This is a genomic window from Micromonospora sp. NPDC051006 (genome assembly GCF_044456245.1).
Taxonomy (GTDB): Bacteria; Actinomycetota; Actinomycetes; order Mycobacteriales; family Micromonosporaceae; genus Micromonospora.
This window is the reverse complement of the sequence record NZ_JBITFP010000003.1, coordinates 475,858-490,705: the sequence shown is the minus strand read 5'-3', so window position 1 is coordinate 490,705 and position 14,848 is coordinate 475,858. Positions and strand designations below refer to the sequence as shown.

Here is a 14,848-nt window from a genome sequence, read left to right as displayed (position 1 = left end):
GGGTGTCAGCGTAGGGAGAGGGCGGCCAGGGCGGCGTTGACGATGCTGCCGGGCAACAGGTCGTGCAGCTCGTACAGCTCGGCGACGCTGCCGGACTGGCCGAACTCGTCCACCCCGAGCGGCACCGCGGGCACACCCAGCGCGGAGCCGAGCCAGGCCATCGCGTGCGAGGCCGCGTCGTGCACCGTGACCACCGGCGCCCGGTGGTCGAAGGCCGAGCGGAGCGCGCCCGGCACGCTCGGCACCGTCGCGGTGCGCACGCCCTGGCGCAGGGTGCGCTGCCAGGCCCGGTAGAGCCGGTCCAGCGAGGTGATGTCCACGACGTGCGCGGCAATGCCCTCCTCGGCCAGCTCCGCCGCCGCGGCCAGCACCTCGGGCAGCACGGCGCCCGACGCGGCCAGCTGCACCACCGGCGCGTCGACTAGGTGCGGATACGCCTGGTGGGCGTCGACCAGCCGGTACGCGCCGGCCACCACCTGCCGGCGCAGCACCGCGTCGCCCAGCCGGGCCCGGGCCGCCTCGAACGGGGCCTGGTCCAGCGGCCGGGTGCTGAGCCGGAAGTAGTACGCACCGTCCTCGGCCGGCGCGGCCGTCGCCGGCGGGGCCGCCCCGGCGGCGATCTGGCCGAGGGCGTCGCAGAGCAGCCAGTCCAGGGTGACCGCGTACGCCGGCTCGACGAAGGTCACTCCCGGCAGCTCCAGCCCGACCGAGGCGGTGATGGTCGACTGGTGCGCGCCGCCCTCGGGGGCCAGGGTGATCCCGGACGGGGTGCCGGCGACCACGAACCGCGAGCCGGAGTAGGTGCCGTAGAGGAAGGCGTCCAGCCCGCGCAGCACGAACGGGTCGTAGACCGTGCCGACCGGCAGCAGCGGCTGGCCGGAGAGATCCCAGGCGAGGCCGAGCTGACCCAGCAGCAGGAACAGGTTCATCTCCGAGATGCCCAGCTCGATGTGCTGCCCGGTCGGGCCCTCGGTCCAGCGCAGCATCCGGTCCTCGGTCCAGGAGCGCTGGGCGGTCGGGGCGAACACCCCGGTCTTGTTGATGAACCCTGCGAGGTTGGTGGAGGTGGCCACGTCGGGGGCGGTGGTCACCAGGTGCCGGCCCACCTCGGCGTCGCGGGCCAGCTCCACCAGCACCCGACCGAAGACCTCCTGGGTCGAGACCGGCTTGTTCGCGCGTACCCGGGTGCTCTCCGGGACGGTGACCCCCAGGGCCCGCTCGCGCGGCGCGCGGGCCAGCGCCTCCCGGCGCTCGCCGGCCCGGATGCCGGCCTCCGACGCCGGGTCGAGCCGGTCCCACTCGGTCTCCGGGGTCAACCCGTGCGCCGCCCGCAGCGCCTCGACCTGCTCGCTGGTGAGCAGCGCGGAGTGGTTGCGCGGATTGCCGGCGATCGGCAGTCCCCAGCCCTTCACCGTGTACGCGAACACCACGCTGGGCCGGTCGGTGACCGCGTCGCACTGGGTGTACGCGTCGAGCAGCGCCGCCAGGTCGTGCCCGCCCAGGTCGGTGACGAGCGGGCCCAGCTCGTCATCTGCGATGTCCGCCACGAACGCGCCAACCTCGGCCGGCGCGCCGTCGAGGAACTGCTTGCGCAGCGCGGGCCCGGCCAGCCCGAAGAGCGACTGGTACTGCTCGTTGGGCATCGCGTCGATCCAGTCGCGCAGCGCGGACCCGCCCGGCCGCTCGTACGCCGCGGCGAGCTTGCGGCCGTACTTGACCTCGACCACGTGCCAGCCGGCCGCCTCGAACTGACCCCGCCACTGGTTGATCCGCACCCCGGGGACCACCCGGTCCAGCGACTGGCGGTTGAAGTCGACCAGCCACATGACGTCGCCGAGACCGGTGGTGGCCGGGTCGGCGACGGCCTCCCAGATGTTGCCCTCGTCCAGCTCGGCGTCACCGATCAGCGCGATGAACCGGGACCGCGGCCGGGCGCCGAAATGCGCGTCGACGTAGCGCCGGGTGGCCGCGGCGAAGAGCGGCGCCGCCGCGCCGAGGCCCACCGAGCCGGTGGAGAAGTCGACCTCGTCGGGGTCCTTGGTGCGCGACGGGTAGGACTGCAGGCCGCCGCGGGCCCGTAGCCGGGTGAGGTAGGAGCGGTCCAGGTTGCCCAGCAGGTACTGGATGGCGTGGAACACCGGGGAGGCGTGCGGCTTGACCGCCACCCGGTCGGCGCCGTCCAGGTGCGCGAACCAGAGCGCGGTCATCGCGGTGACCAGCGAGGCGCTGGACGCCTGGTGCCCGCCGACCTTCACACCGTCGCCGGTGCTCCGGTCGTGGTTCGCCGCGTCCACGATCCGGGTGGCGAGCCAGAGCACCCGCCGCTGGATCTCGTCGAGGACGTCGAGGTCGTGCTGGTTCACGGTGGCTCCATCCGGGCGTCGCCGTTGACGCCTTCCGAGGGGGGTGCGGGGTCGCGCCGGCCGGGACGGCGAGCGGCGGAGGTGTCAGAAGGGCCCCCTCCGCCGCCCGGAGGCGTCGGAAAGGGGCCCTTGGCCGCAGGATCAGCTCTGGACGCCGAGGCGGGCCAGGATCAGTTCACGGACGGTCTTGGCGTCGGCCTGGCCACGGGTGGTCTTCATGACCGCCCCGACCAGGGCGCCGGCCGCGGCGACCTTGCCGCTGCGGACCTTCTCGGCGATGGCCGGGTTGGCGGCGATCGCCTCGTCCACCGCGGCGGTGAGCGCGCCGGTGTCCGAGACGACCTCCAGGTTCCGGTTGGTCATGATCTCGGTCGGCGAACCCTCGCCGGCGACCACGCCCTCCAGCACCGTCCGGGCCAGCTTGTCGTTGAGCTTGCCGGCGTCGACCAGGCCCTGCAGCTCGGCCACCTGGGCCGGGGTGGCCCCGATGTCGATCAGCTCCACGCCGGTCTCGTTGGCCCGCCGGGACAGCTCGCCCAGCCACCACTTGCGGGCCGCGGCCGGGCTGGCGCCGGCGGCCACAGTCTGCTCGATCAGCTCGACCGCGCCGGCGTTGAGCACCGACTGCATGTCCAGGTCGGAGAGGCCCCACTGCTCCTGAAGCCGGCGCCGGTGCACCCGGGGCAGCTCCGGCAGGGCCGCCTTCAGCTCGGCCACCCAGGCCGGGTCCGGCGCCAGCGGCACCAGGTCCGGCTCGGGGAAGTACCGGTAGTCGGTCGCGGTCTCCTTGGACCGGCCCGGGGTGGTGTCGCCGGTGTCCTCGTGGAAGTGCCGGGTCTCCTGGGTGATCCGACCGCCCGCGTCGAGCACCGACGCCTGGCGCAGCATCTCCGAACGCACCGCCCGCTCGACGGAGCGCAGCGAGTTGACGTTCTTCGTCTCCGTACGGGTGCCCCACTCCTGCCCGGGCAGGTTCAGCGACGTGTTCACGTCGCAGCGCAGCGAACCCTCCTCCATCCGGACGTCGGAGACGCCCAGCGAGCGGATCACGTCACGCAGCTCGGTGACGTAGGCGCGGGCCACCTCGGGCGCGAGCTCACCGGTGCCGGGGACCGGCTTGGTGACGATCTCGACGAGCGGGATGCCGGCCCGGTTGTAGTCGACCAGCGACTCGGTCGCGCCGTGGATCCGCCCGGTGGCGCCGCCGACGTGCAGCGTCTTGCCGGTGTCCTCCTCCAGGTGCACCCGCTCGATGCCGATCCGCACCAGCTCCCCGTTGACCTCGACGTCCAGGTAGCCGTCGAAGCAGAGCGGCTCGTCGTACTGGCTGATCTGGAAGTCCTTGGGCATGTCCGGGTAGAAGTAGTTCTTCCGGGCGAACCGGCACCACTCGGCGATGGAGCAGTTCAGCGCCAGACCGATCCGGATCGTCGCCTCGATGGCCGCCTTGTTCGCCACCGGCAGCGAGCCCGGCAGGCCCAGGCAGACCGGGCAGGTCCGGGTGTTCGGCTCGCCGCCGAAGTCGGTCGGGCAACCGCAGAACATCTTGGTGCGGGTGCCCAGCTCGACGTGGGTCTCCAGACCGATCACCGGTTCGTAGCGCGCCACGACCTCGTCGTACGCGGGCAGTGTCGTCGTCATCGGTGCTCCTGCCTCACAGTGCCGGTGGGGTGAACGTGCCGACGGCGCTCTCCAACGCGGCGGCGACCCGGTACATCCGGTCGTCGGCCATCGTCGGAGCCATCACCTGCAGACCAACCGGCAGACCGTCGGAGAGCCCGCACGGCACCGAGATGCCCGGACCGCCGTACAGGTTGGTCGGGATGGTGAACAGGTCGGCCAGGTACATCTGGTACGGGTCGGCGGTGCGCGCGCCGATCGGGAACGCCACGAACGGGGTGGTCGGCGAGATCAGCGCGTCCACCTGCTCGAACGCCGCGGTGAAGTCCCGGGTGATCAGGGTGCGGACCTTCTGCGCCTGACCGTAGTAGGCGTCGTAGTAGCCCGAGGAGAGCGCGTACGTGCCGAGCATGATGCGGCGCTTGACCTCGGGACCGAAGCCGGCCTCGCGGGTCAGCGACATGACCTCCTCCAGCGACCGGTTGCCGTCGTCGCCGACCCGCAGGCCGAACCGGACGCCGTCGAACCGGGCCAGGTTGGAGGAGCACTCGCTCGGCGCGATCAGGTAGTACGCCGGCAGCGCGTAGGTGAAGTTGGGGCAGGACACCTCGACGATCTCCGCACCCAGCTTGGTCAGCGCGTCGACCGCCTCGCGGAACGCCGCCATCACGCCCGGCTCGGCGCCCTCGCCGATGAACTCGGTCACGATGCCGAGCTTCACGCCGGTCAGGTCGCCGCTCGCGCCGAGCTTCGCCGCGGCCACCACGTCCGGCACCGGCTGCGGGATGGAGGTCGAGTCGCGCGGGTCGTGCCCGCCGATGACCTGGTGCAGCAGCGCGGCGTCCAGCACGTTGCGCGCGCACGGGCCGGGCGTGTCCAGCGACGAGGAGAACGCCACCAGGCCGTAGCGGGACGTGCCGCCGTAGGTGGGCTTCGCCCCCACGGTGCCGGTGACGGCGCCGGGCTGGCGGATCGAGCCGCCGGTGTCCGAACCGATCGCCAGCGGCGCCTCGTACGCGGCGAGGGCCGCCGCGCTGCCGCCGCCGGAGCCGCCCGGGATCCGGCTCAGGTCCCACGGGTTGTGGGTCACGCCGTACGCGGAGTATTCGGTGGAGGAGCCCATCGCGAACTCGTCCATGTTGGTCTTGCCGAGCATCACCGTGCCGGCCGCGCGCAGCCGCTCGACGATCGTCGCGTCGTACGGCGGGCGCCAGCCCTCGAGGATCTTCGAGCCGACGGTGGTCGGCACGCCCCGGGTGGCGAGCACGTCCTTGACGGCGACCGGCACGCCGGCCAGCGGGCCGAGCGGCTCGCCGGCCGCGCGGCGCTCGTCCACCGCGCGGGCCGAGGCCAGCGCGCCCTCGCCGTCGACGTGCAGGAACGCGTGCACCCGCTCGTCGACCGCGGCGATCCGGTCCAGGTGAGCCTGGGTGACCTCGACGGCGGAGGCTTCGCCGCCGGCCACCAGGCCGGCGAGCTCCGTCGCGGTCATTCTGGTCAGGTCGCTCATGAGGCCACATCCTCGGTCAGGATCCGCGGTACGCGGAACCGCTGCTCCGCCACGTCGGGTGCGCCCGACAGCGCCTCCTCGGGAGTCAGACAGGGCGTCTCGACGTCCTCGCGGAGCACGTTCGTCAGCGGCACCGAGTGCGAGGTCGGCGGGATGTCCGCCGCGGCGACCTTGCCGACCTGGGCGACCGCCTGGAGGATCACGTCGAGCTGGCCGGCGAAGGTGTCCAGCTCCTCCTCGGTGACGGCGAGCCGCGACAGGCGCGCGAGGTGCGCGACCTCCTCGCGGGAGATGGCGGCCATCGGTGCCCCCTTCATGACGGTCCTGGGTCCGGCTGTCTGCCGACCGCGCGGCGATGCGGAGTGACGCGCGGTGACCGGAGCGAGTCTATTGTTCCGCGCCGGGGCCGCGTCCCCGACTCCCCCTCCGCCCGGCAACCGGACGCATCCGGCGCTGCCGGCCGGGGCGCCCAGCGGCTTCGCCGACCACCCGGAGGGGTGGGCTAGCGGGCGTGTCGACGGCGGGCGCCCGGGTCGGGGCCGCCGGTGGGGCGCACCGGGCGGTACCGGGCCAGCCAGGTGACCAGCTCCTCGGCGGGCATCGGCCGGGCGTAGAACCAGCCCTGGGCGGCGTCGCAGCCGGCGGCGTGCAGCATCCGCCAGGTCCGCTCGTCCTCCACCCCCTCGGCGACCACCCGCAGGCCGAGCGCCCCGGCCAGCTCGATCATCGACCGGACGATCGCCGCGTCGTCGGCGTCGTCGGCCATCCCGAGCACGAAGCTGCGGTCCACCTTCACCTCGGAGAGCGGCAGTCGGCGCAGGTGTTGCAGGGACGAGTAGCCGGTGCCGAAGTCGTCCAGTGCGATCGCCACCCCGATGCGGTGCAGCCGGGAGATGGTGGCCAGCACCCGGCGGGGGTCGGCCATCAGCGCCCCCTCGGTGATCTCCAGTTGCAGCCGTCCCGGCGGTACGCCGTACCGGGCCAACCGGTCGGCGATCTGGTCGGCGATCTCGCCGGTGTGCAGGTCCCGGACGCTGACGTTGAGCGCGGCCCGCAGCCCGATGCCGGCAGCCGACCACTTGGCGAGCTGCTCCACCACGTCGTCCACCACCCGGCGGGTGAGCAGCCGCATCACCGCGCTCTGCTCGGCGACCTTGATCAGCTCTTCGGGGTCGACCATCCCGCGCCGCGGGTGCCGCCAGCGCAGCAGCGCCTCGACCCCCACCACCTCGCCGGTGGCGATGGCGATCTGCGGCTGGTAGTACATGGTGATCTCGCCCGCGTCGGCGCCCGGGTCGGTCTCCGCGTCCCGCCCGCCGGAGCGCCCCCGGTGCGGGCGGTCGCCGTTGACCCGGGCCGGCACGCCCGCTCCGGGTCGGTCCTGCCCGGGCCGCACGCCCGCTCGCCCGACCTCGGCGGCGGAGTCGAATCCGGCACCCGCCGGCCCGCCCGAGTCCGTCCCGGCATCCGACTCCGTCGACGGCGCGTCGCCGGTTCGGCGCTCGACGGTTCCGCCCCGGCCGACGGCCGTTCGCCGGTCGATGACCGATCCCCGATCGACCACCGCCGTGACCGGCCGGCCGGCGCGCCGACGGGTCGGGTCGGCCCCGGCCACGATCCGGCTGATCAGCTCGTCGTCGGGTACCACCTCGGGTCGCGGGCCGCGACGGCGCAGCCGCCACCGGGCGAACCGGCTGCCCTCCGGCGTGGCGGCGACGGCCGTCGTGCCGGCGCTGTCGCCGGCGAGCGCGGCGCCAGCGGCACCCGCATCGCCGCCGCCACCGCCGCTGTCCTCGGAAGCGGCGAGCAGAACGGCGGGGGTGTCGTCGTCGGGGGCGGCGAGCGCGGCACCGTCCCCGCCGCGTGCCCCACCCGGTGTCTCGGCGACCGGGCGCGCCGAGCCCGGCCCGGGTGTCTCCGCGACCGCCGACCGGGCCTGGCCCGGAGCATCGGCCTCCGCACCGACGGCGGGGTCGTCGAGGGACGGACCGGCATCGAGTACGCGGCGCAGGTCAGCGAGGAGACCGAGCCGCTCGGCGGAGTTGTGGTCGGACTCCGCGGCGTAGACGGCGACGGTGTCGTTGCGGTGCTTGGCGTCGTACATCGCCACATCGGCGTGGCGCATCAGGGTGGCGAAGTCCTCGCCGTGCTCGGGGAAGAGCGCGATGCCGATCGACCCGCCGACGTCCAGCGGCAACCCGTCCAGCGGCACCGGCTCGGCCAGCGCCCGCACCACCCGGTCGGCCAGGTCGCGGGCCTCGGCGACGTCCAGCAGGCCGGTCATCACGATGGCGAACTCGTCCCCGCCGAGCCGGGCGACCATGTCCCGACCGTCCACCACGGCGGTCAGCCGCTGGCTGACCTCGACCAGCAGCCGGTCGCCCACCGCGTGCCCGAGCGCGTCGTTGACGTTCTTGAACCGGTCCAGGTCGATCAGGAGCAGCGCCAGGTGCCCGTCGGGCTCGCCACGCCCCGATCGTTCGGCGTGCAGGTGCACCTGCTCGGCGACCTCGGCCAGCAGCGCCTTGCGGTTCGGCAGGCCGGTGAGCGGGTCGAGGGAGGCGAGCTGCTGCTGCTCGACGGTGAGCCGGGCCATCCGGTAGACGGCGAAGAGCGGCACCAGCACCAGCGGGATCAGCGCCGCGCTGGTGCGGGCCGCCGCGACCAGCACCGGCGCGAGCAGCAGCAGCGACCCGGTGGAGAGCAGCTCGAACGCCAGCCCCTGGCGGAAGCTCGGCCACCACCGGTCGCCGAAGCGGAGCCGGACGGCCGCGCTGACCAGCCCGTAGTTGACCACGAACCAGGCCACCGTCGCGCCGGCGACCGCCAGCACGTCGGAGGAGTGCAGCGCACCGCCGGCGAAGATGGTGCCCGGCCCGAGCCGGGTGATCGCGTACGCGGCGGCGAGGGCGCAGGCGTACTGGCCGACGTTGAACGCAGTGCGCCAGGCGGCGTGCCGCAGTCGCCAGCCGGAGACGATCACGGCCACCGCCTGCACCGCCACCGCCGGGCCCAGACCCCACCCGAGCAGGATGGCGAAGGTGAAGCAGGTGGACGGGAAGACCGCCGAGGACTGCCGCCGGCCCGGCGGGACGAAGGGCCGGGCGTCACAGACGACGGCCAGGGCCGCCATCGTCCAGAACGCCACCGGCAGGTCGGGCAGCTGATCCGGCAGCGTCGCGAGTGGACCGGCGGAGAAGAGCAGCGCCAGCGCCAGGACCGCGCCGATGAAGGCGGTGAACGGCCCCAGCCGCCCGGGCGGGATGAGGTTGCGCGGATCGGCGACCTCCATCACACCTCCCGGAAAGCGGTCGGCGCGCCCGTTCACGCGCCGTGCACCAATGAAACGCCCTCGGTGCCGGGTTTCCCGGTATGACAGTCACGAATCGGTCGTAGTCGTAATTAAGTTGGTATACGCGGTCAGCCGGCCTGCCGGAGGCCGACAGCCGCGCGGTCAGCCGGCGGCGCCACCCACCGGCCGGCCGTCAGTCCTCGACGCGGGCGACCTCGCGGGCGGCCTCCGGGCCGGCGTCGAGCAGCCTGCGGAAGCCGTCCTCGTCGAGCACCGGCACCTTGAGGCTGGTCGCCTTGTCCGCCTTGGACCCCGGGTTGTCGCCCACCACCACGAAGCCGGTCTTCTTGGAGACCGAACCGCTCACCTTGCCGCCTCGGCTCTGCACCGCCTCGGCTGCCTGGTCGCGGGAGAACCCGGCGAGTGTCCCGGTGACCACCACGGTGATCCCCTCCAGAGGTCGGGGGCCCTCGTCGACCGCCTCCTCCGCCATCCGTACGCCGGCCTCGCCCCACTTGCGGACGACCTCGCGGTGCCAGTCCACCGCGAACCACTCACGGATGCTCGCGGCGATGGTCGGGCCGACCCCGTCGACCGAGGCGAGCTCCTCCTCGCTGGCCTTGTCGATCGCGTCGATGGACCGGAAGTGCCGGGCGAGCGCCTGCGCCGCGGTCGGGCCCACGTGCCGGATGGAGAGCGCCACCAGCACCCGCCACAGGTCCCGCTCCCTGGCCACGGCGAGGTTGTCGAGCAGCTTGGCGGCGTTGCTGCCCAGGCTGCCGTCCTTGTTGACGAAGAACGGGGACCGGCGCAGCTGCTCGGCGTCGAGCAGGAAGAGGTCGCCCTCGTCCTGGATGATCTCGGCGTCGAGCAGCGCCGCGGCGCCCTTGTAGCCGAGCACCTCGATGTCGAATGCGCCACGGCCGGCGAGGTGGAAGACCCGCTCGCGCAGCTGGGCCGGGCAGCTGCGGGTGTTGGGGCAGCGGATGTCGACGTCGCCCTCCTTGGCGGGGGCGAGTGGCGTGCCGCAGGCCGGGCAGTTGGTCGGCATCACGAACGGCCGGGCGTCGGCCGGCCGCAGGTCGACCACCGGGCCGAGCACCTCGGGGATCACGTCGCCGGCCTTGCGCAGCACCACGGTGTCGCCGATCAGCACGCCCTTGCGCTCGACCTCGCGGGCGTTGTGCAGGGTGGCCAGCGCCACCGTGGAACCGGCCACCCGCACCGGTTCGAGCACCGCGAACGGAGTGACCCGCCCGGTACGCCCGACGTTGACGTCGATGTCGAGCAGCTTGGTGGTGACTTCCTCCGGCGGGTATTTGAAGGCGATCGCCCAGCGCGGGGCCCGGCTGGTCGAGCCGAGCCGGCCCTGGATGGAGACCGGGTCGACCTTGACCACCACGCCGTCGATCTCGTGCTCGACGTCGTGCCGGTGCTCGGCGTAGTGGGCGATGTAGTCGGCGACGCCGCCGAGGTCGGGCACCACCCGCCAACGGTCGCTGGTCGGCAGACCCCACGCCTTGAGCGCCGCGTAGGACTCGGACTGGGCCACCGGCTGGAAGCCGCGCCGGGCGCCGATGCCGTGCACCACCAGGCGCAGCGGTCGGGACGCGGTGACCCGCGGATCCTTCTGCCGCAGGCTGCCGGCGGCCGCGTTGCGCGGGTTGGCGAAGGGCGCCTTGCCCTGCTCGACCAGGCCGGCGTTGAGGTCGGCGAAGGCGGCCACCGGGAAGTAGATCTCGCCCCGGACCTCGAGCAGCTCGGGCACGTCGGGGAACTCGGCCGACGGGGCGAGCTGACCCGGCACGTCGCGGATGCTGCGCACGTTGGCGGTGACGTCCTCGCCGGTGCGGCCGTCGCCGCGGGTGGCGGCCCGAACCAGCCGACCCTTCTCGTAGGTGAGGTTGATGGCCAGGCCGTCCACCTTGAGCTCGCACAGGTAGGGCACCGGCCCGCCAGCGTCGCGCTCGACCCGCTCGGCCCAGGCCGCCAGTTCCTCGTCGGCGAATGCGTTGTCGAGGGAGAGCATCCGCTCGGCGTGGGTGACCGGGGTGAAGTCGGTGGAGAAGGTGCCACCGACCCGCTGGGTGGGCGAGTCGGGCGTGCGCAGTGCCGGGAACTCCGCCTCCAGCGCCTCCAGCTCACGCAGCTGGCGGTCGAACTCGGCGTCGGAGATCGTGGGCGCGTCGAGCACGTAGTAGCGGTATTGGTGCTCGGTCAGCTCGCGGCTGAGCGTGGTGTGCCGCTCACGCGCCTGCGGGGTCGGCTCGCCACCCGCCGCCGCCTCCTGCGCCGGGCTGACCTGCTGGCCGATCTGCTCCTCGGACACGCCGCCACCTTCGGACACGCTCTGACCTCCCCTGATCACGCTACTCCGGCACGGTATCGGGCCGGTGGGACAATCCGCCGCCCACCCACCGCACCCGTAGGCCGCATCCCGCCATCCACCGCACCGCTGCATCCGCCGCGCTCGCATCGACCGCACCCGTAGGCCGCATTCCGCCATCCACCGCACCGCTGCATCCGCTGCACCCGGGTATCCGCCGCGCCCCGGCACGCCGCCGCGTAGCGCCAGCCGGGCGGTGGGCCGGGCGGCGTGCGAGGATCGCCGCACCGCGCCGGGCGGCAGGCGAGAGGCAGGGGTACGGATGCCGGAATGGTTGCTCTGGGCGGCCGCGATCGTGCTGGCCGTGGCGGCCGGCTGGGCCTGGCAGGACCGGCGGCAGCGGACCGCCCGCCGGGACGCGACCCGGAACCGGCCGGCCGGGCGCTCCGCCCCGACCCGTGGACCCGGCCGGGCGGGCGCGCCACCCCGGCCTCGCGCCGCCGACCGGGCACCCGCCGGTGCGCCCCGCCCCGGCGAGATCTGGTGGGCCGACGTCCCGTACGCCAACGGCAGCGGCGCGAAGGTGCGCCCGTGCCTGGTGCTACGCGCCGACGCCCGCGGCGCCGACGTCTTCAAGATCACCAGTCAGGACAAGAGCGACCGCGACGACCACGTGCCGATCCCGACCCGCGACTGGAATCCGGACGCCGACCACGACAGCTACCTCGACCTGAGCGACCCGATCCGGGTGGCCCTACCGGCCTTCGAGGACCGCGCCGGTGACTGCGATCCGGCCCTCTGGCGCCGCCTCCGCGCCCTGCCCCACCTCTCCCCCTAGACCGCCCTCTGCTCCCAGCCGTCGAGCGGTCGGCCGCTCGCGTCCCCAGGCGGCCAGCGGCTCGAGTGCGTCGTTGAGGCGCTTGCCGTCCTCGGTCAGCGAGTACTCGACGCGGGGCGGCACCTCGTCGTAGGAGACGCGGTGCACGACGCGGTCCGATTCCAGCTCACGTAGGTGAGAGGCCAGCACCTTCTCGGTGATCCCCGGAAGCAGCCGACGCAGCTCGCCGAAGCGGCGGTAGGGGTGCTCGTGGAGCGCCCAGAGGATCAGCACCTTCCACTTGCCGCCGATCACCTCCATCGCGGCGTCGATCCCGCAGGCGTGTCCGTCTGGCGCGCCCGGCCGGTTCAGCGTCGTCATGCCCCACCTTCCGACGTGCTCGCTCACCCCGGGGTAACCACCCACTCCGAAGTGCGTACTTGATCACCTCCGGGCCGGTGACCAGCCTAATCGGCATGGCACAGAACACCGTTGAGAAGACCTCCGTCACGATGCTGGGCCTCGGCGCGATGGGCGCCGCGCTGGCCCGTACCTGGCTTGCCGCCGGCCACCCGCTCACCGTCTGGAACCGCACCCCGGCCCGCGCCGCGGCGCTCGCCGTCGAGGGAGCGAGGGTGGCGGACAGCGCCGCTGAGGCGGTCGCAGCGAACACCCTGGTCGTCGTATGTCTCTTGGACGACACCTCGGTCGACGAGGTGCTCGCTGACACCGACCTGGCCGGCAGGGACCTGGTCAACCTGACCACCAGCACCCCTGCCCAGGCCCGCGCCCGCGCCGAGTGGGCCGGCGAGCGCGGCGCCCGCTATCTGGACGGCGGGATCATGGCTGTCCCTCCGATGATCGGCGTGCCGGAAGCCGGCGGCTACGTCTTCTACAGCGGCTCGCGGGAGCTGTTCGAGCGGCACCAGGAGACATTGGGCGTCCCGGTCGGCACCACCTACGTCGGCGAGGACGCGGGCTTCGCAGCCCTGCACGACGTGGCCCTGCTCAGCGCCATGTACGGGATGTTCGCCGGAACCTCGCACGCCTTCGCCCTGATCCGCAAGGAGGACATCGACCCCGCGTCGCTCGCCCCGCTGCTCGCCGACTGGCTCGTCGCGATGGCCCCGGCAGTTCACCAGACCGCCGAGCAGTTGCGCAGCGGCGACTACACCAAGGGTGTCGTCTCCAATCTCGCCATGCAGGTGGCCGGCACGCCGACCTTCCTGAGCACCGCCGAGCAGCAAGGGGTCAGCCCGGAACTGCTCAGCCCTTACTTCGAGCTGATGCGCCGCCGCCTGGCCGAGGGCAGTGGCGAGGAGGATCTGACGGGCGTGATCGACCTGCTGGTGCACTGACCGGCCGCTCGCCGCTCGCCCCCCGCTCCGGCCCCGGTGATCAAGAGGTTCGCGTCACCGGGGCGGGCCGATCTGACTCAGATCTCTTGATCACCGCGACGGGTCGCGGGCGGGGGTGGTGAGGGTGGTCAGCTGGTCGGCGTACTCGATCTGGGTGGCCCAGTGGGCGGGCCAGGCGGGCATGCCGGCGGCGGCGCCGACGAACGCGCCGGCGAGGGCGGCGATGGAGTCGGAGTCGCCCCCGGTGGTGGCACCCCGGGCCAGCGCACCGACCGGGTCGTCGGCGTGCCGCAGCGCGCAGTACAGGGCGGTGGCCAGCGCCTCCTCGGCCACCCAGCCCTCGCCGGTCAGCCGGCACGGGTCGCCACCGTCGTCGGGGCGGGCCAGCGCCTCGGCCAGCCGGTCGAGCGCGACGAGGCACTCGTCCCAGCCCGCCGCGATGAACTCCGCCGGGCTCGTCGCCCCGGTGCGCTGCCACAGATCGCCGAGCCAGTCGGCGCGGTAGACGGTCCGCTGCTCCCGGGTCCGGTCGGCGAGCAGCGCCGGCAGCTCGGCGAGCGCGACGCCGTCGAGCAGCACCCGCACCGCGTACGCGGTGAGCTCGCTGGCCGCCAACCCGGTCGGGTGCCCGTGGGTCAGGCCGGCCTGGAGCTGGGCGAGCCCGGCGAGAGTGTCGACGTCGACGTCGAGCAGCCCGACCGGGGTGACCCGCATGTTCGCCCCGCAACCCTTCGAGCCGGCGACGGTGGCCTCCTGCCAGCGCAACCCGCGCCCCAGCTCGCCGCAGGCGCGCAGGCAGGTCACGCCGGGAGCTCGGTTGTTCTCCGGACTGGCCGCCCAGTCCAGGAAGCGTCGCCGCAGCAGCGGCTCGACCGCCTGCGGGGTCAGCGCCGGGGCCTCCCGCAACGCCCAACCGACCGCCAACGCCATCTGGGTGTCGTCGGTGACCAGCGCCGGATCTCCGACGAGCTCGCGCGGGCCGGCCGGGCCGTAGCGGTGGACGATCTCGGCGACGGGAAGGAACTCGGTCTCCTTGCCGAGCGCGTCACCGTAGGCAAGGCCGAAGAGCGAGCCGGCAGCCCGGCAGAGCGACGAGTCGATCACGCCTGTGATCATGCCCGCCGGCCGCCACCCCGGCCAGGCGCGCCGACCCGCCGGCGGCCCGGGCTCAGTCCCAGCAGAGGCAGAACGGGTGGCCGGCGGGGTCGGCGTAGACCCGGAAACCCTCGCCCTCACCGGGGAGCCGCCGGGCACCGAGCGCCAGCGCGGCCTTCTCGGCGGCCTCGATGTCGTCGACCGTGACGTCGAGGTGGAACTGCTGCGGACGCTCCGGATCGGGCCAGGCCGGCGCTCGCAGGTTGAGCGCCTTCTGGAACGCCAGCCGCGGCTGGTGCCCCGGCCGGCCGCCGAGCACCACCCAGTCGTCGCCGTCGGAGTTGTCCTCGATCAGGTCGAGGCCGAGCAGCTCCGCGTAGAACGCGGCGAGGGCCCGCGGATCCGGGCAGTCGATCACCGTTGAACGCAACTGTCCAATCATGGTGGTGACTCTGCCCCGAGGGTAC

General features: G+C 73.6%; 11 protein-coding genes. 2 read left to right on the top strand and 9 right to left on the bottom strand.

Translation table 11 applies throughout. From position 1 onward, the window contains the following. Nucleotides 1–5: 5 nt before the first annotated feature. The 6 genes from ACIBBA_RS08645 to ligA all read right to left on the bottom strand — a co-directional run bounded on the left by ACIBBA_RS08645 (nt 6) and on the right by ligA (nt 11,114). A complete protein-coding gene (locus ACIBBA_RS08645) occupies nt 6–2,363 on the bottom strand; it encodes a transketolase-like TK C-terminal-containing protein (RefSeq protein WP_396695119.1) in 2,358 nt (785 codons plus the stop codon). Nucleotides 2,364–2,504: 141 nt separating this feature from the next. After that, nucleotides 2,505–4,004, bottom strand: coding sequence for an Asp-tRNA(Asn)/Glu-tRNA(Gln) amidotransferase subunit GatB (gene gatB, locus ACIBBA_RS08640; protein ID WP_396695117.1), 1,500 nt, complete (start codon nt 4,002–4,004; stop codon nt 2,505–2,507). A gap of 13 nt (nt 4,005–4,017) precedes the next feature. Then, nucleotides 4,018–5,493 (bottom strand): Asp-tRNA(Asn)/Glu-tRNA(Gln) amidotransferase subunit GatA, encoded by a 1,476-nt coding sequence (gene gatA / locus ACIBBA_RS08635; RefSeq protein ID WP_396695115.1) that lies wholly within the window; start codon nt 5,491–5,493, stop codon nt 4,018–4,020. After that, nucleotides 5,490–5,795, bottom strand: coding sequence for an Asp-tRNA(Asn)/Glu-tRNA(Gln) amidotransferase subunit GatC (gene gatC, locus ACIBBA_RS08630; RefSeq protein ID WP_350869484.1), 306 nt, complete (start codon nt 5,793–5,795; stop codon nt 5,490–5,492). The genes gatA and gatC overlap by 4 nt, the downstream gene beginning before the upstream one ends. A gap of 200 nt (nt 5,796–5,995) precedes the next feature. Then, nucleotides 5,996–8,785, bottom strand: coding sequence for an EAL domain-containing protein (locus tag ACIBBA_RS08625; protein ID WP_396695113.1), 2,790 nt, complete (start codon nt 8,783–8,785; stop codon nt 5,996–5,998). Nucleotides 8,786–8,978: 193 nt separating this feature from the next. Then, nucleotides 8,979–11,114 (bottom strand): NAD-dependent DNA ligase LigA, encoded by a 2,136-nt coding sequence (gene ligA / locus ACIBBA_RS08620; protein ID WP_396695111.1) that lies wholly within the window; start codon nt 11,112–11,114, stop codon nt 8,979–8,981. A gap of 319 nt (nt 11,115–11,433) precedes the next feature. On the opposite strand from ligA, the gene ACIBBA_RS08615 reads away from it, so the two are divergent. Further along, entirely contained in the window at nt 11,434–11,949 is a 516-nt protein-coding gene (locus ACIBBA_RS08615) for a type II toxin-antitoxin system PemK/MazF family toxin (protein WP_396695109.1), read from the top strand. Here the strand turns inward: ACIBBA_RS08615 and ACIBBA_RS08610 are convergent. Then, nucleotides 11,866–12,309 (bottom strand): helix-turn-helix domain-containing protein, encoded by a 444-nt coding sequence (locus ACIBBA_RS08610; protein ID WP_350869475.1) that lies wholly within the window; start codon nt 12,307–12,309, stop codon nt 11,866–11,868. The genes ACIBBA_RS08615 and ACIBBA_RS08610 overlap by 84 nt on opposite strands. A 95-nt stretch (nt 12,310–12,404) precedes the next feature. Here ACIBBA_RS08610 and ACIBBA_RS08605 point away from each other — a divergent pair, with 95 nt between their 5' ends. After that, on the top strand, nt 12,405–13,286 hold the full coding sequence (locus tag ACIBBA_RS08605) for an NAD(P)-dependent oxidoreductase (protein WP_396695106.1): 882 nt from the start codon (nt 12,405–12,407) through the stop codon (nt 13,284–13,286). 90 nt (nt 13,287–13,376) lie between these two features. Here the strand turns inward: ACIBBA_RS08605 and ACIBBA_RS08600 are convergent, their stop codons facing one another. After that, nucleotides 13,377–14,402 carry an ADP-ribosylglycohydrolase family protein gene (locus tag ACIBBA_RS08600; RefSeq protein WP_396695104.1) on the bottom strand — a complete coding sequence of 342 codons (1,026 nt, stop codon included), beginning with the start codon at nt 14,400–14,402 and terminating at the stop codon, nt 13,377–13,379. 52 nt (nt 14,403–14,454) lie between these two features. Then, the gene (locus ACIBBA_RS08595) at nt 14,455–14,823 is read right to left on the bottom strand and encodes a VOC family protein (protein ID WP_396695102.1); all 369 of its coding nucleotides are present in this window, start codon (nt 14,821–14,823) and stop codon (nt 14,455–14,457) included. Nucleotides 14,824–14,848: the final 25 nt, after the last annotated feature.

Excerpts from the sequence above, each read along its gene's own strand:
- gatC (WP_350869484.1), bottom strand. The coding sequence starts at position 5,795 with ATGGCCGCCATCTCCCGCGAGGAGGTCGCGCACCTCGCGCGCCTGTCG.
- ACIBBA_RS08615 (WP_396695109.1), top strand. The coding sequence starts at position 11,434 with ATGCCGGAATGGTTGCTCTGGGCGGCCGCGATCGTGCTGGCCGTGGCG.
- ACIBBA_RS08625 (WP_396695113.1), bottom strand. The coding sequence starts at position 8,785 with ATGGAGGTCGCCGATCCGCGCAACCTCATCCCGCCCGGGCGGCTGGGG.
- ACIBBA_RS08605 (WP_396695106.1), top strand. The coding sequence starts at position 12,405 with ATGGCACAGAACACCGTTGAGAAGACCTCCGTCACGATGCTGGGCCTC.
- gatA (WP_396695115.1), bottom strand. The coding sequence starts at position 5,493 with ATGAGCGACCTGACCAGAATGACCGCGACGGAGCTCGCCGGCCTGGTG.
- ACIBBA_RS08600 (WP_396695104.1), bottom strand. The coding sequence starts at position 14,402 with ATGATCACAGGCGTGATCGACTCGTCGCTCTGCCGGGCTGCCGGCTCG.
- ACIBBA_RS08595 (WP_396695102.1), bottom strand. The coding sequence starts at position 14,823 with ATGATTGGACAGTTGCGTTCAACGGTGATCGACTGCCCGGATCCGCGG.
- gatB (WP_396695117.1), bottom strand. The coding sequence starts at position 4,004 with ATGACGACGACACTGCCCGCGTACGACGAGGTCGTGGCGCGCTACGAA.
- ACIBBA_RS08610 (WP_350869475.1), bottom strand. The coding sequence starts at position 12,309 with ATGACGACGCTGAACCGGCCGGGCGCGCCAGACGGACACGCCTGCGGG.